Below are 19,136 nucleotides of genomic sequence, written 5' to 3'. Positions count from 1 at the left end.
GCCGCGCCGAACCGGAGGAGCCCATGGAACTCACCACGACCGACGCCCGGCCCGGGCTGCGGCACCGGATGCAACAGCTGGTCTACGGGTTCTTCACGGCGCAGACGCTGCACGTGGCGGTCCGGCTGCGGATACCGGACCTGCTCGCCGACGGCGCGCGGGACGTCGTCGACCTCGCGACGGCCACCGGCGCGGACGCCCCATCGCTGCGCCGGCTGCTGCGGGCGCTGGTCTTCCTGGAGGTGCTCGACGAGCCCGCACCGGGCACCTTCGCCCTGACCGAGCAGGGCGAGGTGCTGCGGGCGGACGTGACCGGGTCGATGCGGGAGCTGGTGCTGCTGCTGTCCGGGCCGGAGAGCTGGGCCGCGTGGGGGCACCTCGAGCACAGCGTACGCACCGGTGAGGTGGCGTGGGACCACGTGCACGGCCAGAGCTGCTTCGACCACCTGATGGCGGACCCGCAGCGGCAGGCGGCGTTCAACGCGGCCATGGCCGAGGGCTCACGGGCCTTCGTACCCACGCTGCTGTCGGCGTACGACTTCGGCGACCTGCGCACGGTGGTGGACGTGGGCGGCGGCAGCGGCGCCCTGCTCGCCGGGGTGCTCGCGGCGCACCCGCACCTGCGCGGCACGGTCTTCGACACCCCCGACGGCGTGGCCGACGCGGCGCGCACCATCGCCGAGCAGGGCGTGGCCGACCGGTGCCGGGTGGAGGCCGGTGACTTCTTCGTCTCGGTGCCGCCGGGCGCGGACGCCTACGTGCTCAAGAGCGTGCTGCACGACTGGGACGACGGGCAGTGCGTCGAGGTGCTGCGGACCGTCCGCCGGGCGGTACGGCCCGACAGCCGGGTGGTGCTCATCGAGTCGCTGATGCCGACGACCGTCACGACGGCGCCGAGCGTCGCGCAGGTGGTCATGAACGACCTGAACATGATGGTCTGTCACGGCGGCCGCGAGCGCACCATCGCGGAGTTCCGCGAGCTGCTGCGGGCGGCCGGCTTCCGGCTGGAGTCCGTCACGCCCTGCCCGGCGCCGAGCGTCATCGGCATCCTGGAGGCGGCGCCGACCCCCGCCGGCGGGCCGGGCGGGAGCTGAGGCGATGGCGCGCATCGGCGACGGCCTGGCCGACCTGGACGGCGTCCGGCGGCCGACCGACCCCCGCCTCGGCCCCGACGCCGCCCGGCCCGCGCCGGAGGCGACCCCCGAGGACATGGTCCGGATCCCCGGCGGGACCTTCCTCCAGGGCTCGCCCGAGCGGACGCTGGACTGGCTGGAGAGCGAGGGCCAGGCGTTCCCCCGGGACTGGTTCACCGACGAGACACCGCAGGTGCCGGTCACCCTGCCCGACTACCTCATCGACCGGCACCAGGTGACCGTCGCCCAGTTCGCCGCCTTCGTCTCCCGCACCGGCTACGTCACGTCCGCCGAACGGGCCGGCGGCAGCATGGTCTACGGCGATCAGTACTGGGAGATCCGCGAGGGCGCCTGCTGGCACCGCCCGGCCGGGTACGGCAGCGGCGTCCGCAACCGCGACGACCACCCCGTGGTGCACATCTCCTTCGCCGACGCCGAGGCGTACGCGCGCTGGGTGGGCCGGCGGTTGCCCACCGAGCCGGAGTGGGAGCGGGCCGCCACCGGCCCGTCGTACCGGCTCTGGCCCTGGGGCGACACCTGGGACAGCCGGAACGCCAACACCGCCGAGCACACGGCCGGGGCGCTCGGCGACCTGGACGCCTGGCGGACCTGGTGGGGGGCCATCCACGCCGCGCAGGGGCCGATGCCGCAGACCACGCCGGTCGGCGCGTTCTCCCCGCGCGGCGACAGTGTCGACGGGTGCGCCGACATGACCGGCAACGTCTACGAGTGGACGTCCACGGTGGCGCACCTCTACTCGCCCACCACCCGGTGCGACCCGACGATCCACCTGGTGATGGGGCGTTTCCGGGTGGTCCGGGGCGGCTCCTGGATGAACTTCCGCTACCAGGTGCGGTGCGCGGAACGGTTGTACGGGGACCCGACCGGATGGTCCAACTTCGCTCTCGGCTTCCGTTGTGCGCGTGACGTCACGGCGGTCCCCGACGTCGACGACAACGGGAGGTAGCGATGGTCACGGTGTTGCTGTCGGCCGGCTGGGCCCACCGGGGGCAGAAGAGTTTCGAGTGCCGCGAGGGCACCGTGCGGGACGTCATCAGGGAGTTCGTCGAGACGTACCCCGTCTACCGCCGCCGGCTGCTCGACGACACGGGCGAGCCGCTGACCTACTACAACGTCTACCTCGACGGGGACCTCGTCGAGAAGGCGGACCGGTCCCGGGTGACCGCCCGGTCCGACAGCACGGTCGCCATCGTCCCGCCGCTGGCCGGGGGCTGACCCACCGGTCGGACGCCCGGTCCCGACCCGGCGTCCGGCCACCGGCGTCCCGCCGAGCGCGTCCCCGTCAGGGAGGAAGCATGCTCCTGCCGCACACCGACGCCCGACCCGGCCCCGGGCGGGCCGACCGTGACGACCTCGCTCGCCGGCTGGCCCGGTCGGCCCGGCACCGCCCCCGCCCGGCCGGCCGGCTGGCGGCCTGGCTCGCGCAGCGACAGCGGGCGAACCCGTTCGAGGTCACCGAGGTGCCGTTCGCCGACCTGACCGGCTGGCACTTCGCGCCCGACTCCGGCGACCTGGTGCACGAGAGCGGCCGGTTCTTCAGCGTCGAGGGCCTGCACGTGCGGACCGACCGCGGGCCGGTCGGCGAGTGGTGGCAGCCGATCATCCACCAGCCCGACCGGGCAATTCTCGGCATCCTGGCCCGGGAGATCGACGGGGTGCTGCACTTCCTCATGCAGGCCAAGATGGAGCCGGGCAACGTCAACGGCGTCCAGTTCTCCCCCACCGTGCAGTCCACCCCGAGCAACTACCAGCGCACGCACCGCGGCGCCCGGTCCCGCTACGTGGAGTACTTCCTGGAACCGGGGCGCGGCCGGGTCCTCGTGGACGTGCTCCAGTCGGAGCAGGGCTCCTGGTTCCGGGGCAAGCGCAACCGGAACATCATCGTCGAGGTCGCCGACGAGGTGGCACCGCACGAGGACTTCGTGTGGCTGACCCTCGGCCAGATCCACGACCTGCTGCACCGGCCGCACCTGATCAACATGGACGCCCGTACCGTGCTGTCCTGCCTGCCGGGACACGCCGTCGCCCGCGACGACGCCGCCGACGCCGGGACGATCGGCGCCGCGGTGGCGGAGTCCTCGCTGACCGACGGCGCGTGGCAGCCGCTGCTCGAGGTCCGCAACTGGCTGACCGCCAACAAGGCCGGTCCCACCCTGACGACCCGGCAGGTCCCGCTGCGCGAGGTGCGGGACTGGTACCGCACCGACGACGAGATCCGCCACCGCTCCGGCCGGTTCTTCCGCATCGTCGGCCGGCGGGTGCGGGCCAGCAACCGGGAGGTGGCGCAGTGGTGCCAGCCGTTGCTGGCGCCGTGCGGGACGGGTCTGGTGGCGTTCGTCGTCCGACGCATCGACGGCGTGCTGCACGCGCTCACCCACGCCGATCTGCGGCCCGGCTACCGGGACACCGTCGAGCTGGGGCCGACCGTGCAGTGCACCCCGGACAACTTCACCGGCCCGGCCTGGGACGGCCGCCCGGAGTACCTCGACCTGGTCCTCTCCGACGAGGTACGCGTGCACTACGACGTGCTGCAGTCGGAGGAGGGCGGGCGGTTCCACCACGCGGTGACCCGGCACATGGTGGTGGAGGTCGGCCCGGACTTCCCCACCGCGACGCCGCCGGACTACACCTGGCTGACCCTGGGCCAGCTGACCGCCGTGGCGGCCTTCAGCTACCAGGTCAACATCGAGGCGCGCAGCCTCCTGCTCTGCCTGCGGGCGCTGCGATGACCGGGCGCGACGACCGGCCCGACGGCGGCCGGCCGGTCCCACCCGGGCCGGCGGTCACGCCCGGACCGCCGGTCACGCCCGAGCAGGCGGTCACGCCCGAGCAGGCGGCGGCCGGGCCGGCTGTGGCGGCCGGGCCGGCCGGAGCCGGGAGCGCGGCCGGGATCGATGCGTTTCCGCTGCCTCGCCGGTGCCCGTTCGGCCCGCCGGCCGAGTACGCCCGGCTGCGGGCCGAACAGCCGGTCGCCCGGCTGCCCATGCTCGGCGGCAACACGGCCTGGGTGGTGTCCCGGTACGCCGACGTCAAGCAGGTGCTCGGCGACCCGCGGATGAGCGCGGACCGGCGCCGGGCCGGTTTCCCGCGGTTCGCGCCGACCACGGAGAGCCAGCGGCAGGCCTCGTTCGAGAACTTCCGCCCCCCGCTGAACTGGATGGACCCGCCGGAGCACACCGCGGCCCGCCGCCAGATCGTCGACGAGTTCGCCGCGCGGCGGGTGCGCCAGCTGCGGCCGCTGGTCGAGCGGGTGGTGGACGAGCACCTCGACGCCATGACGGCCGGGCGGTCGAGCGCCGACCTGGTGCCGTCGTTCAGCTATCCGGTGCCGTCGCGGGTGATCTGCGAGATGCTCGGCGTGCCGTACGGTGAACACGCGTTCTTCGAACGCCGGTCCACCCGGATGCTGAGTCGCGGCGCGCCCGCGGACGAGCGGGCCCGGTGCGCCCGCGAGATCCGCGACCTCCTCGACGGCGTGGTGACCGACAAGGAGCGGCACCCCGGTGACGACGTGCTCAGCCGGCTGCTCGCCGCGCAGCGCGCGGCCGGCGAGCCGGACCACGAGGCCGTGGTGAGCATGGCCTTCGTGCTGCTCGTCGCCGGGCACGTCACGACGTCGAACATGATCTCACTGAGCGTGCTGGCCCTGTTGACCCATCCGGAGCGGCTCGCCCGCCTGCGCGCCGAGCCGGGCCGGTTCCCCGCCGCCGTCGAGGAGTTGCTGCGGTACTTCACCGTCGTCGAGGCGGCGACCGCGCGCACCGCCACCGCCGACGTGACGATCGGTGGGGTGACCATCCGGGCCGGGGACGGGGTCGTGGCGCTGGGCCAGGCCGCGAACCGGGACCCGGCGGCGTTCGACCGCCCGGACGAGTTCGACCCGGACCGCGACGCCCGCCACCACCTTGCCTTCGGCTACGGACGCCACATCTGCCCCGGCCAGCACCTGGCCCGGCTGGAACTGGACGTCGCGCTGCGCCGGCTGGTCCGGCGGCTGCCCGGGCTGCGGCTGACCGTGGACGTGGACGACCTGCCGCTCAAGGAGGACGGCAACATCTTCGGCCTGTACGCGCTGCCGGTCGCCTGGTGAGTCGACGCACCCACGGCCCGGGGTGGGACCGCGCCCGGGGTCAGCGTCGCTGGGCGATCACCGTCGTCCACGCCTGGCTGATCCGCTCGGCCGACTCGGACGCGGCCGCCATGTCCTCGGGACCCGCCGTGGCGATCCAGTCGACCGCGCGGCCCTCGGGCAGCGTGCCGGCGAGGTAGTCGTCCAGCGCGACCAGGCTCATCTCCCAGCCGGCGCCGATGCCCCACGCCCCCGGCGCCGCGTTGGGGATGATCTCGGCCGGCACCGGCGCGTGCTCCAGCTCCAGGACGGTGGCGTCCCCCGCCGGCGTGAGCCGCAGCTCGACCTCGCTGCTGCCGTCACTCGACTCCCAGGTCAGGCCGATCGTGTTCGGCCGCTCGCACCGCAGGATCTCGCCGCTGGCGTTGCCCTCCAGTTGGAAGCGCCCGCCGACCCGCAGGTCACCGGAGATCGGCAGGAACCAGCGCACCAGGCGCTCGGGATCGGTGATGGCGTCCCACAGCTCCTCCGGTGAGGCGTCGTAGCTGCGCCGGACCACCAGGGCGTTCATGCCGCTGGGGTGATCGCGCAGCTCGCGCTCGGTGTCCCTGACGACGTCGGACGTCTTGTTCATGCCACATGGCCTTCCTGCTGGTGCGTGGTGCCAACGGAGCCGGTCGGGCCCGCACGCCGAGGACTTTAGCAGCCATGACTTACCTAACGTCCGATTTGTGCCCCCACAGGGGGGCGCGTCGTGCGCACACCACCCGATCGGGGCACGCGGAGGCGGCACGACCGCATGGTGGTCGACGAGGCGCTACCCCGCACGACAAGCACCCGCCCGGCCCGAGCGGGTGCGCCGGGCGGGCGGGTTGGAACGGGGTCGCGGGATCAGGCGACGTCGCGGTCGACGCGGGAGCGGCGCCGCGCCAGCAGCACGAGCACGGCGAGGAGCGCGAGGCCGTCGACGGCGAGCAGGGCGGCGCCGACCGGGTCGACCCCGTGGGCATGGGCCGGCGCCGGGGGCTCCGGCTGCGGGGCCGCCGCCCCGCCCGCCGCGCCCACCGTGAACCGGGCGATGCCGGAGGCGTCCCGGCCGTCGTCGGTGACCACGTGGTACGCGACGGCGACCTCACCGGACCCGGTGACCCGCACCGCCTGGGCCAGGCCGTCGCGACCGGCGGCCGTCAGCACCCCCTGGTTGAGCAGGGACCGGTCCGCGTCGTAGACGGAGATGTGGGATCCGGCGAGGACCGGCCGGCCGTCGACCCGGATCCGCACCGCGGCCGGCGCGCCCGACAGGACGGCGCCGTCGGCCGGCTCGAGCGAGACCACCTCGACCCTCGACGCGGCGGTGGACGGCGAGTCGATCCGGCCGGCGAGGGCGAGGACGGCCACCAGCGCCGCCACGGTGAGGGCGGCGCCGGCGTAGATCCGTCTCGTGCTCGACATGACGGCCGGGTCAGTCGGTGGCGGCCACGGGCTGGCGCCACGTCGGCGCACCGGCCCGGTGCACGCAGGAGCACGTCGCGGCGGCCCGCTCCGCGGCGTTCGGGCGCAGGTGCAGGTACATGGCGATCAGCATCGGGAGGAAGACCACCGAGTTGTAGAACAGGTGCAGCTCCACCCGGGGCACGATCAACTGGAGCAGGCTGGTCGGCTCGGCCGCGCCCGGCAGCCGGAAGGCGCTCTGGGCCTGCACGAGCAGCAGCGCGTGCTCGACGTGGTGCCAGAACTGCAGGGCCAGGGCCACCATCCACCAGGCCCGGGAGCGGCCGGTGAACCCGGACCGCAACAGGAACAGGCCGATCAGCATCACGATGGCGTAGCCGTAGTGCATCCACTCGGAACTGACCAGCCAGGGGAACGGCATCCCCAGCACGCCGCGCGCCTCCGGCCGCGGCCAGCCGAGCACCCAGATCTGGTACGCCTGCACCAGGTGCTCCGCCCAGTGCGCGACGACCACCGCCATGTACAGGGTGAGCGCCGTGCGGTGGAACCTGCCGTTGAGTGACGCCACCAGGCCGGGCGACGCGTTGCTCGCAGCGGTTGCCATGGATCCTCCAGACTCCACACCGGAAGGTGTCCCCCCCAACGCTAGAGGCGTGACGACCGCAGCGTGACTCTGAGCTTGCGCTGAGTACGCCGGCAGAGGCGGGGGCGTCGTGGATCGGGCCGGGATCCGGCGGGGGCGGACCGTCAGCGCAGCCGCGCGGTCACCGCGGCGAGCAGGCGTTCCTGCTCCGGCACCAGGTAGAAGTGGTCGCCGGGGAAGGTCTCCAGCGCGAAGCCGCCGGTGGTCAGCTCGGCCCAGGCGTTCACCGTCGCGGTGGTGCAGGTCGGGTCGTCGGTGCCCAGGTAGGCGGTGATCGGGGTGCGCACCTTCTCCGGATCCCGGGGCAGGTACCGGTAGAGCATCCGCAGGTCCGCCCGGAGCGCGGGCATGATCAGCTCGCGCAGCTTCGGTGACCGCAGCAGCACCGGGTCGACCTCGCCGAGTGCGCCGATCCGGCCCAGCAGGTACTCGTCGTCGGCCAGGTCCGGATCCAGCTCGACCCGGCTGACGTGCGGCGCGCCGTGGCCCGAGACGAACAGCATGCTCGGGGCGAAGCCGTGGCGGGACTCCAGCCGCCAGGCGACCTCGTACGCCACCGACGCGCCCATGCTGTGACCGAAGAACGCCAGCGGCCGGTCCAGGTACGGCAGGAGCACCTCGATGATCCGGTCGGCGAGCACGTCCATGTCGTCGACGCACGGCTCCAGCAGCCGGTCCTGCCGGCCCGGGTAGCAGACCGCCAGCAGGTCGGTGGCGCCGTCCAGCAGCCGCGCCCAGGGCTGGAACACGTTCGCGTTCCCCCCGGCGTGCGGGAAGCAGACCAGCCGCAGGTCGGACTGCTCGACCCGGCGGAAGACCCGCAGCCACCGGCCGCGCGCACCGGCCGCGCCCATGCGTACCCCCTCTCCCCCGGCCGAAGGCCGGCTCGACCCGCGCCGGCCTGTCCGGCGGTGACCACGCCGCGCGGACAGGCCGTGCCGGCCGGTCAGTCCGACATCGCCACCAGGATGCGGCGGTCCCCGGTGTAGGGCCGCCGGCCGTGCGCCACCAGCACGTTGTCGATCAGCAGCAGGTCGCCGACCCGCCAGTCGACGTCGATCGCGGCGTCCAGCCCGCGGTCGCGGATCTGGAACACGTATTCCTCGGGGATCGGGCTGCCGTCGGCGAAGGTGACCGACTGGGGCAGCTCGTCCTGCGTCATCACCTGGGTCATCACCCGGGCCACCTCGTCGTCCAGGCCCGCCGGGTGCCACTGGTCGGTCTGGTTGAACCAGACCTCCACCCCGGTCACCGGGTGCCGCGTGGTCGCCGGGCGCACCTGGCTGACCCGCAGGCCGTCGGCGGTCCACTTCCAGGTCGCCCCGGTCCCGGCGAGGAACTCCTCGACCACCGCGCGGTCCTCGGTCTCGAAGGTCTGCTGCCAGCTCTTGCCCAGCCCCAGGCCGTCGTGCAGGTTCTGCCGGTAGCACACCCCACCGGCGAAGGCGGCGCGGACCTCCGGGTCGAGGGATTCCAGCCAGAGCCGGGCGTCGACCACCGGGGTGGCGCCGCCGGTGCGGGCGGCGATCTCACAGTAGAAGAGCAGCCGGGCCGGCCAGTGCGCGGCGTACGACAGCTCGTTGTGCATGGAGATGGTGTACTGCGCCGGGTACTCCGTCGAGGTGTAGACGTTGCGGCCGACCTTGGTCCGGGGTGAGTTGCCGTGCACGTAGGCCAGCCGGTTCGGCAGTAGCAGGTCCATCACCTGGTCCAGGGTGCCCGGCTCGACGCCGAAGCCCCGGAACACCAGCGCCTTCTCGGCGGTGAGCAGCGCCGCCAGGTCCAGCTCGCGCAGCTGGCCGACCAGCCCGTCGACGGTGGGTGCGCAGCCGGCGCTGGTGGGCGTGATCTCGTACGGCTGCCAGGTGCCGTGCTCGGTCATCGGAAGGTCTCCTCCACGCGAAGGTCGGTCCACTGCCGCGAGCTTGGCGGCAGCAGCCATATTTCCTCGATATCGCGGGGTCAGCCGGCCGCGCGCGGGCCGGTCCCGGCCGGCCCGGCCGCCGCCCGCTCCGGCTCGGCCCCCCGGGCCGCCGCGCGGTCCGCCTCGGCCCGTTCCGCTTCCGCCCGCTCGGCCGCTGCCTCGGCCCGTTCCGCCTCGGCGGCGGCCCGGGTGCCGAAGGCGAGCACCGCGAACACCGCGATCACCACCATCGACGCGCCGACGACCGCCAGCGCCACCTCGATGCGTACGGCGTCCAACAGGAAGCCCGCGAGCAGCGCGCCGGCGGAGTTGGCGCCCGAGGCGAGCAGCGTGAAGATCGAGCCGGCGCGGCCGCGCAGCTCGTCGGGGGCCGTCTTGACCAGGTAGAGCATCCCGGCCACGTTGCCGATCCCGGCCCCGTAGTTGACCAGGGCGAGGATCGCGCTGACCGCGACCAGTCCGGGCGCCACCACCAGCAGCGGCATCAGCACCGCCCAGGCCACGTTGATGCCGATCATCATCCGCCGGATGCCCCAGCGGCGCAGATACGCGTTGCTGGTCATCGCGCCCACCATGCCGAAGACGCTGTTGACCACCAGCAGCAGGCCGACCGTGGACGGCGCGCCGCCGCGCTCCTTGACCAGCACCACCAGGCCGAGGCCGAGGATCTGGAACAGGATGTTGCTGGCCGCGAAGAGGCACAGCGCCCGGCGCAGGTAGACCATGCCCCAGACGAAGTCGAAGCCCTCCCTGATCTGCGCCAGCAGCCCGCCCGCCCGGTCCGCCGCCGACCGGGGCGCCCGCAGGTCCCGCCGGACGAACAGCAGGGTGACCAGCGATACCAGGTGCGCCACGGTGGCGAAGAGGAACGGCGCGAACCGGGCCGCGGAGTAGAGCAGGGTGCCCGTCGGTTGACCGAGGATGCTGGCCGCGTTGGCCCGCGACTCGTTGGCCGCCATCGCCGCGCCGAGCCGGTCGGCCCCCACCACGCTGCACACCGCCGCCCGTTCCGCCAGCGTGTAGCAGATGCCGAGGGTGGCCTCGACGAACGCGACCACCATCAGGTGCGGCAGCCACACCGCGTCGAGCAGCACCGCCGCCGCCACGCTGCCGACCCCGACGACCCGGCCGGTGGTGCAGACCAGCATCGTCGTACGCCGGTTCCACCGGTCGACCAGCGCGCCGGCCGGCAGTTGGGCGACCAGGTTCGGCAGCAGCGCGGCGAAGGTGACCAGGCTGGCCGCGGTGGCCGACCCGGTCGACCAGAAGACCAGCAGGGTGTAGCCGATCGAGGTGGCCCGGGAGCCGAGCGCGGAGACCCCCGAGCCGACCCAGAGCAGCAGGAAGTCCCGGTTGCCGGTCAGCGACGCGCGCTGCCGGCCGGCGGCGGCGCCCGGCTTCTCGGGCGCCGTCACCGTGCCGGCCCGCCCGCCGGGGCCTGGCACCAGTCGAGCACCGCCATCGCGCTGTAGAGCTTGTTCTCCGCCTGCTGGAAGGCGATGCTGGCGGGCCCGTCGAGCACCTCGGCGGTCACCTCCTCGCCGCGGTGCGCCGGCAGGTCGTGCAGGAACACCGCGTTCGGGCTGCGCCGCCAGAGGTCCTGCTCCACGCGGAACGGGGCGAAGACCCGGCGCCAGTGCGGGTCCGGCTTGCTGGTGCCGGTGGTCTGCCAGCGGGTGGTGTAGATGGCGTCGAGGTCACCGGGCAGGTCGGACATGTGGTGCCGCTCGACGATGCTCGCCCCGCAGGCCCGAGCCTGCCGGGTCGCGGTGTCCAGGACCTGCGCCGGCAGGGCGTACCCGGGCGGGGTGCGCAGTTCCAGCTCCACCCCCGGGAACCGGGTGATCGCCAGGGCGAGCGCGGTGGCCGTGTTGTTGGCCTCCCCCACGTAGAGCAGGCGCAGCCGCTCGATCCGGCCGAACTGCCGCAGCAGCGTGGTCAGGTCCGTCAGCGCCTGGGTGGGATGCTCCTCGGCGCTCATCGCGTTGACCACCGACATCCGGTCCTGGGCTGCCCAGGCGCGCAGCTCGGCCGGGTCGCCGGCGGTACGCGCCACCAGCACGTCGAGCATGCCCGACAGCACCCGGCCGGTGTCCGCGCTGGTCTCCCCGGTGTTCGTCTGCAGGTCCTGGGGCCCGTACTGGATCACGCCCGCGCCGAGCCGCAGGGCCGCCGCGGTGAAGGCGGTCCGGGTCCGGGTCGAGGTCTTGAGGAAGTACGCCCCGACCACCCGCCCGGCGAGCGGGGCGTCGCACTCCCCGACGGCGAACCTCGCTCCCCGGGCGACGACCGAGTACAGGTCCTCGTCGGACAGGTCGCTGATCGACACCAGGTGTCGGCTGCGTCGTCCGACCGGCGGCTCCGCGCCACGGCCGGCGCCGGTCGGTGCGGTCATCGTGCTCACTGGGTCTCCGATCCCTCGGTGGTGTCGGCGAGCCGGGCGATGACCTCGTCGCCCGCGTCACCGTTGGTCAACAGCACGACTCCACTGCCGGCGTGCATCCGGCCGACGGTGATCGCCCGGTACCCGGTCGACGTGCCGCGGTGGGTGACCTCCACCTCGGCGGCGTCGAGGTGGTCGACCGCGCAGCCGAGCCCCCACACCCCGCCCACGCCGGGGGCGACCATCTCGCGGGTCAGTCCGGGATCCAGCAGGACGGCTCGGCCGCCGCGGTGGGCGAGGTGCAGCTCCCGCTGGAGCCGGGCGAGGTCCGTCGCGGTGGTCCAGAGCCCGGCCGCGGCCGGGTCGGCCCGCACCTGCCAGCCGCCGTCGACCGGTTGGCCCGACCGGTCGTGGCCGAGCGCCACGGGCCGCCCGCAGCGCAGCGGGAAGTCCTGGTCGAACCCGCTGCCGGTCATGCCCAGCGGGTCGAGGACCAGTTCCGCCAGGAGCGCGGCGAACGGGGTGCCGGTCACGTCCTCGAGGAGCTGCTGGACGACCACGTAGTGGCTGTTGCGTTCCTCGGTGGCCGTGCCCGGCTCCCGGGTCACCCGCACCGGCGGGTGGGTGGCGCCGGCCTCGCCCCGCAGCAGGTCCAGCGGGGTGGGCACCGGGCCGCCGCGCGGATGGCCGGTGCTGCCGGTCGGGCTCAGCCCGGCGCTGTGCCCGAGCAGGTGCCGCAGGGTCACCGGCCGGTCGCCGGGCACCTGCCAGGACTTCAGGTAGCCGTTCACGTCGGTGTCGAGGTCGAGGTGCCCCTGGCGCACCAGCGCCAGGACGCCCACCGCCGTGACGTGCTTGCTGACCGAGCCGACCTGGAACACCGTCTCCGGCGTCACCGCCTCGCCGCCGTCGGCCCGGAGCCCGTACGCCCGCGCCTCGACCAGCTCGCCGTCGGCGAGCAGGGCCAGCGACGCGCCGGGCACCCGGTGCCGGGCGAGCGCCGGCGCCAGCGGCGGCGCCACCGCGCGGGCACGGACCGACGGCCGGTCCACCGGCAGGGCGGCGGCCAGGTCGGCCAACGGCCGGTCCAGCATGGCCTGTTGCAGGGTCAGCGGGATGCCGGCCTGCCGGGCGGCGGTGACCACGGGCACCACCAGCAGGGAGTGCCCGCCGAGGGCGAAGAACCGGTCGTGCCGGCCGATCCCCTCGACGCCGAGCACGTCGGCCCAGATCCCGGCGAGGGCCTGCTCGGTCGGGCCCTGCGGCGGGACGTGGTCCACCGAGGCGCGCAGCGGCACGGCCGGCAGCGCCCGCAGGTCCACCTTGCCGTTGGGGTTCAGCGGGATGGCGTCGACCGGGACGAAGGCCGCCGGGACCAGCGCGGCGGGCAGCCGCCGGGCACAGTGCCCGGCCAGGTCGTCCGCCTCGCCCACGTGGTACGCGACCAGTTGGTTCCCGCCGCCGGGGGCCGGTCGGGCGGTCACCACCGCGTCGCGGACGGCGGGGTGCGCGACGAGCACCGCGCGGATCTCGCCCGGCTCCACCCGGTGCCCACGGATCTTCACCTGGTCGTCGACCCGGCCGAGCAGGTCGAGCTGCCCGTCCGGCAGCCAGCGACCACGGTCGCCGGTGCGGTACAGCCGAGAACCCGCCGGCCCGTACGGGTCGGGCACGAACCGGTCGGCGGTCAGGTCGGGCCGGCCGGCGTACCCCCGGGCCAGGCCCGGCCCGCCGAGGTAGACCTCGCCGACCGCGCCGACCGGCACGGGGTGCAGCCGCGCGTCCAGCACGTAGGTGCGCATCCCGCCGAGCGGCCGGCCGACCGGCGCCACGTCCCCGGGCAGCGCCCCGGTGACCGGGTGCCGGCTGACCGCCACGGTCGCCTCGGTCGGCCCGTACTCGTTGAGCAGCACGGTCCGCGGCGCCAGCGCCTGCCAGCGTGCGCAGGTGCGCCGGGTGAGCGTCTCGCCGCCGAGCACCAGCACCGGGGTCAGCGCCGCCGCCTGCTCGGGCGTCAGTTGTCCGGCGAGCAGGTCCAGGTGGCTCGGGGTGAGCTTGACGAAACTGAACGGCCCGGCCTCGGCCAGCCGCGGGCCGAGTTCGTCCAGCCCGGCGTCGGCCGGCAGCAGCCACAGCCGCTCCCCGGCGACCAGCGGCGCCCAGATGGTGGTCACCACCATGTCGAAGGCGACCGAGGAGAACAGCGGCGCGCCGCCCGGCCGGTCGGCGACGAGTTCGCGGACCGCCCAGTCGAGGTAGCCGGCCAGGCTGCGGTGGCTGACCTGCACGCCGTTGGGCCGTCCGGTCGATCCGGACGTGAAGATCACGTACGCGAGCTGGTCCGGGTCGGTCCGGCCGGGGGGCCGCTCGTCGGGGTGGGCGGCGATCCGCTCCGCGTCGGCGTCGACCAGCACCCGCTCCACGTCGGGGAACCGGTCGGCGTAGCCGGTGCTGGTGACCACCACGGTGACGCCGGCGTCGGCCAGCATGGACGCGATCCGGGCGGCCGGGTAGGACGGGTCGAGCGGCAGGTACGCCCCGCCCGCCTTCCAGATGCCGAGCAGCGTGGTGACGAGGTCGACGCCCCGGTCGAGCAGCACCCCGACCACCCGCTCCGGCCCGACGCCCCGCTCCCGCAGGTGCCGGCCGAGCCGGTTCGCCGCCGCGTCGAGCCCGGCGTGGCTCAGCCCACCGACCGCCTCCGTGTCGCCCGCGGCGGCGGCCCGCGCCTGGATCAGGTCGGGCACCAGCCCCGGCCGCTCCGCCGCGCCCTCGTCGGCCGCCTCGGCCCAGCCCACCAGCACGTCGTGCCGTTCCCGCTCGGGCAGCCGGACCGCGCGGGGGTCGCCGTCCGGGTCGGCCACCATGGCCGCCAGGACGAGCCGGTACATCGCGGCCATCCGTTCGACCTCGGCCCGGTCCAGGTGGTCGCTGTCGCTGCTGAGGGCCAGGTGCCCGGCGACCGCGGAGACGGCCAGGGCGAACTCCGAGCTGGCGGCGGCGTACCGGGGGCCGGCCTCGACGCGTTCGCCGACCACCTCCTCGAAGTCGAGGTAGCTGAAGTAGACATCGACCAGGCGGGTGCCGGCGACTGTCGGCCGGATCGCCGGCGCCGGGTACCGCCGGTGCGGCCACATCTCCACCTCCCGGGCGTGCGTGCGGCGTACCAGCTCGATCCAGCTGGTGGCGTCGCGGTCGTGCGGGAACGGCAGCGTGTTCAGCGACATGGCGTAGACCCGCTCGCTGCCCGCCATGTCCGGCCTGGTGTGGCAGACCAGACCGCTGTAGAACCGCGGCTCGTCGGTGAGCTGGCCGAGCACCGTCAGGTGCGCCGCGTGCAGCACCGCCTTGAGCGAGACCCGCGCGGCGGAGGCCAGCGCGCGCAGGCCCGGCTCCAGGTCGTGGAACGGCACCCGCACGGTGTGGGCGGTACGCGCCTGCGGCGGCGACACGGGCCGCCACGCGGCGGGGAAGGTGAACTTGGCATACCGGTCCACCAGGTCCTGCCAGTGCTGCCGGTCCGCCGGGGACTCCAGGGCGCGGCGTTCCGCGGCGACGAAGTCGGCGAACCGCACCTCCGGCAGCGGCTCCGGCTCCGGCCGGCCGCCGGCGCGCAGCGTCCGGTAGCGGTCCAGGATCTCCACGACCAGCGCGTGCAGGCTCCAGCCCTCGACGATCACGTGGCAGATCGTGAGCATCAGCCGCCAGCTCCGGTCGGTCTCCTGGCACGCGAGGAACCGCAACATCGGCGCCTGCCCGACGTCGAACGGCGACTCGTACTCCACCGCGACCAGCCGGCGCAGCTCGGCCTGCCGGTCGTCCTCGCCGAGCCCGCGCAGGTCGCGCAGTGCCACCGGCACCCGCACGGCGGGGTGCACCAGCTGCATCGGCACCGAGTATCCGGTCGGCTCCACCGAGGAGCGCAGCACCTCGTGCCGGTTCACCACCTGCTCCACCGCGTCGCGCAGCGTCGGCAGGTCCACCGGGTCGTCCTCGCCGACGAGGAAGGAGGCCACGTTGTGGTAGTGGTTCCAGCCGTTGTCCGCCAGCATCTCGAGCAGCATGCCGAGCTGCACCTGGGACAGCGGGTACGCGTCGGCGAGGCCGGCCGGCAGCAGGGCGCGGTCCGGCGGGGAGACCAGCTCGAAGGGCCGGACGGGGCGCTCGACGTGCACCGGCCCGGTGCGCTGGGCCAGCGCGGCGCAGAGCCGGGCGACGGTCTGCAGGTCGATGACATCCGCGACCGACACGTCCAAGCCGGCCGCCCGCAGCGTGCTGGCCAGCACCAGCGCCTTGATCGAGTGCCCGCCCAGCTCGTAGAAGCCGTCCTCGACGCCCACCGCCGGCAGGCCCAGCACCTGCGCCCAGATCCCGGCGACCCGTGCCTCCAGCTCGGTACGCGGACCGACCGCGTCCCGCCCACCGCCGGGACCGCCGGCCTCCGGCGCGGGCAGCGCCCGCCGGTCCAGCTTGCCGCTGTTGTTGTGGGGCAGCCGGTCCAGCGTCACGAAGGCCGACGGAATCATGTACTCCGGCAGCGTCCGGGCCAGCGCGGGACGCAGCTCACCGGCCGTCGGCCGCTGCCCGGGCGCGCCGACCAGGTAGCCGACCAGTCGTGGGTCGCCCGGGGTGTCCTCGCGCAACACGACCACCGCCTCGGCGACCTGCGGCAGCGCGACCAGCGCCGACTCCACCTCGCCCAGCTCGATCCGGTAGCCGCGCAGCTTCACCTGGTCGTCGAGCCGGCCGAGGAACTCCACGCTGCCGTCGGGCAGCCGCGTCCCCAGGTCGCCCGTGCGGTACATCCGGGTGCCCGCGGGGCCGTACGGGTCGGGCAGGAACCGCTGGGCGGTCAGCGCCGGCTGGTTCAGGTAGCCCCGGGCGACGCCGTGACCGGCCAGGTGGATCTCGCCGGGCACGCCGAGCGGCGTCGGGTGCCCGTGCTGGTCGAGCACGTACATCCGCAGGCCGGGCAGCGGGCGGCCGATCCGGCTGCCCACGCCCGGGGCCAGGTCGGCCCGGGTGATGCGGTGGTAGGTGGAGTAGACCGTGGTCTCGGTGATCCCGTACATGTTGACCAGGGCGATCCGGGCCAGCCCCAGCCGGTCGACCCACGGGGTGAGCTCGGCGAAGTCGAGCCGTTCGCCGGCCAGGACCACCGCGCGCAGCGCCAGCCGCCGCAGCCGCGGGTCGCCGTCGGCGGCGAGTCGGACCAGGCCGCGGAACGCCGTCGGGGTCTGGGCCAGCAGGGTCACTTCCTGCTCGACCAGCAGGTCGAGCAGGTCTTCCGGCACCCGGGCCACCTCGCGGGGCACCACCACCAGCCGGCTGCCGTGCAGCAGCGCGCCCCACAGCTCCCAGACCGAGACGTCGAAGGCGTACGAGTGGAACAGCGCGACGGCGTCGGTCTCGTCGGTGGCGTAGTGCTCCTGGGCGCTGTCGAGCAGCCGCAGCACGTTGGCGTGGCTGACACTGACACCCTTCGGGCGGCCGGTCGAGCCGGAGGTGTAGATGACGTAGACCGGGTCGTCGGCGTCGTTCACCGGGACCGGGTCGGTCTCCGGGTAGCCGCCGAGGTCGGTGCGGTCGAGCAGCACCAGGTCCCCGTCGAAGCCGGCCAGCGCGCCGGCGTGGTCGCTGGTGGCGACCACCACCCGGGCTCCCGAGTCGGCGAGCAGGTACGCGATCCGCTCGGCCGGCTGCGCCGGGTCCAGCGGCAGGTACGCCGCGCCGGCCTTGAGGACGCCGAGCAGGGTGGGAACCAGGTCCGGTCCCCGGTCCAGGCAGACACCGACCACCGTGCCCCGGCCGCCACCGGCCGCCCGCAGGTGCCCGGCGAGCCGGTTGGCCCGCGCGTTGACCTGCGCGTACGTCGACCTGGTGGAGCCGGCGACCACCGCCACCGCGTCGGGCGCCGCGGCCACCCGGGCCTGGAACCGCTCGGCCACGGTGCCGGTCACCGGTTCCTCGACGCCGGTGTCGACCACGCCGAGCAACCGTTCCCGCTCGCCGCCGGGCAGGCAGACCGCCTGCGCGTCGCCGGCGGGGTCGCCGACCATCGCCGTCAGCACCGCCCGGTACATGCCGGCCAGCCGGTCCAGGTTGGCCTGGGAGAGCACGGTGCTGCGGCTGGAGAGCTCGTAGCTGCCCCGGTGCGCGAAGACCGACAGCTCGAACTCGGTCGCGCCGTCGCCGGCGCTGCCGACGACGACCGGCTCGCTGCCCGTCGCGGTCACGCCCTCCGCGGCCCGGGTGAAGTCCTGGTAGTTGAAGAGCACCCGCAGCAGCCGCTGCCCGCTGCCACGCTGGATCTCCGCCAGCGGGAACCGCCGGTGCGGCCAGAGCTCGACCTCCCGGTCGAAGACCGCGGTCACCAGGTCGCGCCAGGTGCGGGCGGTGCGCTGGTAGCCGAACGGGAGGGTGTTGAGGTACATGCCCTGCACCCGCTCGGCGCCGAGCAGCTCGGGCCGGGCGTCGCAGACCAGGCCGGTGTAGAAGCTCTCCTCGGTGGTGAGCTGGCTGAGCACCTTCAGGTGCACGGCGTGCAGCACCGCCTTGACCGACACGCCGGTGTCGGAGGCGAACCGCGCCACGGCCTCGTCCAGGTCGGCGAACTCGACGGTGGTCGAGGTCGCCTTCGGGTCGCCGGGCTCACCCCAGCCGGCCGGCAGGGCGAACGGACTGCTCCCGTCCACCGTCGACCGCCAGTAGTCCCGGTCCTCGGCGGAGGCGAGCGAGGCCAGCTCGGCGGCGATGAAGTCGGCGTACCGCACCGGCGGACGCTCGACCTCGGCCGGGGTCCGCCCGTCGGCCAGCTCGGCGTAGACGGCGAGCAGTTCGGCGCGCAGCTGCGCGGTGCTCCAGCCCTCGGTGACCGCGTGGCAGATGGTGAAGCTCAGCCACCAACTCTCGTCGGTGTCCCGGTGCGCGGCGATCCGCAGCAGCGGCGCGGCGGCCAGGTCGAAGCGGTTGGCCCGCTCGGCCGCGACGAACTCCTCGAAGAGCCGCACCTGCTGTTCCGCCGGCACGTCCCGGCCGTCCACCACGGTCACCTGCGGGGTCACCTCGACGTGCACGAGCTGCATCGGCACCGAGTAGCCGGTGAGGTCGAACGAGGTACGCAGGATCTCGTGCCGGGCGACGACCGTGGCGACGGCGGCCCGCAGCGCCTCGGCCGAGAACGGCCGTCCGTCGCTGACCCGGTGGGCGATGACGCTGTGGTAGGCCGCCCGGTCCCCGCTGGTGGCCAGTTCGACCAGCATGCCGAGCTGGGTCTGCGACGCGGGGTAGGCGTCGGTGAGGCCTGCCGGCAGGGCGGCCCGGTCGGCCTCGCTGACCAGGGCGAACGGGGCCACCGGAGTGAACGCCTCGACCGCGTCGGCACCGCCGAGAGCCGCGGCCAGACCGCGCACCGTACGGTGCGCGAACACGTCCCGCACGCTCGTGGGATAGCCGGCCGCGCGCAACGTCCCGACCAGCGTCACCGCCAACATCGAGTCACCACCGAGGTC

General features: G+C 74.4%; 13 protein-coding genes. 5 read left to right on the top strand and 8 right to left on the bottom strand.

The genetic code is table 11. The features are described from left to right. Positions 1-23: 23 nt before the first annotated feature. The 5 genes from ACGF5G_RS33115 to ACGF5G_RS33095 all read left to right on the top strand — a co-directional run bounded on the left by ACGF5G_RS33115 (position 24) and on the right by ACGF5G_RS33095 (position 5,244). Positions 24-1,094 (top strand): methyltransferase, encoded by a 1,071-nt coding sequence (locus ACGF5G_RS33115; protein ID WP_393270293.1) that lies wholly within the window; start codon positions 24-26, stop codon positions 1,092-1,094. Between the two features lie 115 nt (positions 1,095-1,209). After that, positions 1,210-2,100: a formylglycine-generating enzyme family protein gene (locus ACGF5G_RS33110; protein ID WP_393270376.1), complete on the top strand. Its 891-nt coding sequence runs from the start codon at positions 1,210-1,212 to the stop codon at positions 2,098-2,100. A gap of 2 nt (positions 2,101-2,102) precedes the next feature. Further along, complete coding sequence (locus tag ACGF5G_RS33105) at positions 2,103-2,369, top strand: MoaD/ThiS family protein (RefSeq protein ID WP_357458789.1); 267 nt, start codon at positions 2,103-2,105, stop codon at positions 2,367-2,369. Positions 2,370-2,449: 80 nt separating this feature from the next. Then, positions 2,450-3,883 carry an NDP-hexose 2,3-dehydratase family protein gene (locus ACGF5G_RS33100; RefSeq protein ID WP_393270289.1) on the top strand — a complete coding sequence of 478 codons (1,434 nt, stop codon included), beginning with the start codon at positions 2,450-2,452 and terminating at the stop codon, positions 3,881-3,883. Further along, complete coding sequence (locus ACGF5G_RS33095) at positions 3,880-5,244, top strand: cytochrome P450 (protein WP_393270287.1); 1,365 nt, start codon at positions 3,880-3,882, stop codon at positions 5,242-5,244. Before ACGF5G_RS33100 ends, ACGF5G_RS33095 begins: the two co-directional genes overlap by 4 nt. Before the next feature lie 40 nt (positions 5,245-5,284). Here the strand turns inward: ACGF5G_RS33095 and ACGF5G_RS33090 are convergent, their stop codons facing one another. From ACGF5G_RS33090 to ACGF5G_RS33055, 8 genes are all read right to left on the bottom strand, one after another. Then, positions 5,285-5,857 (bottom strand): SRPBCC family protein, encoded by a 573-nt coding sequence (locus tag ACGF5G_RS33090; protein ID WP_393270285.1) that lies wholly within the window; start codon positions 5,855-5,857, stop codon positions 5,285-5,287. Between the two features lie 257 nt (positions 5,858-6,114). Then, a complete protein-coding gene (locus tag ACGF5G_RS33085) occupies positions 6,115-6,675 on the bottom strand; it encodes a copper resistance protein CopC (RefSeq protein WP_393270283.1) in 561 nt (186 codons plus the stop codon). Positions 6,676-6,685: 10 nt separating this feature from the next. Further along, positions 6,686-7,279, bottom strand: a complete 594-nt coding sequence (locus ACGF5G_RS33080) for a hypothetical protein (RefSeq protein ID WP_393270281.1) — start codon at positions 7,277-7,279, stop codon at positions 6,686-6,688. A 143-nt stretch (positions 7,280-7,422) separates the two neighbouring features. Next, entirely contained in the window at positions 7,423-8,172 is a 750-nt protein-coding gene (locus tag ACGF5G_RS33075; RefSeq protein ID WP_393270277.1) for a thioesterase II family protein, read from the bottom strand. A gap of 92 nt (positions 8,173-8,264) precedes the next feature. Then, on the bottom strand, positions 8,265-9,200 hold the full coding sequence (locus tag ACGF5G_RS33070) for a TauD/TfdA family dioxygenase (RefSeq protein WP_393270274.1): 936 nt from the start codon (positions 9,198-9,200) through the stop codon (positions 8,265-8,267). 80 nt (positions 9,201-9,280) lie between these two features. After that, complete coding sequence (locus ACGF5G_RS33065) at positions 9,281-10,687, bottom strand: MFS transporter (protein ID WP_393270271.1); 1,407 nt, start codon at positions 10,685-10,687, stop codon at positions 9,281-9,283. After that, a complete protein-coding gene (locus ACGF5G_RS33060; RefSeq protein ID WP_393270269.1) occupies positions 10,654-11,637 on the bottom strand; it encodes an ornithine carbamoyltransferase in 984 nt (327 codons plus the stop codon). Before ACGF5G_RS33060 ends, ACGF5G_RS33065 begins: the two co-directional genes overlap by 34 nt. A gap of 5 nt (positions 11,638-11,642) precedes the next feature. Continuing rightward, a partial coding sequence (locus ACGF5G_RS33055) for an amino acid adenylation domain-containing protein (RefSeq protein ID WP_393270266.1) occupies positions 11,643-19,136 on the bottom strand: 7,494 nt, incomplete at its 5' end.

Source organism: Micromonospora sp. NPDC047730 (assembly GCF_043204765.1).
Lineage (GTDB): Bacteria > Actinomycetota > Actinomycetes > Mycobacteriales > Micromonosporaceae > Micromonospora.
Note: the sequence above shows the minus strand (reverse complement) of the source record. Positions and strands in the feature narration are given on the sequence as shown.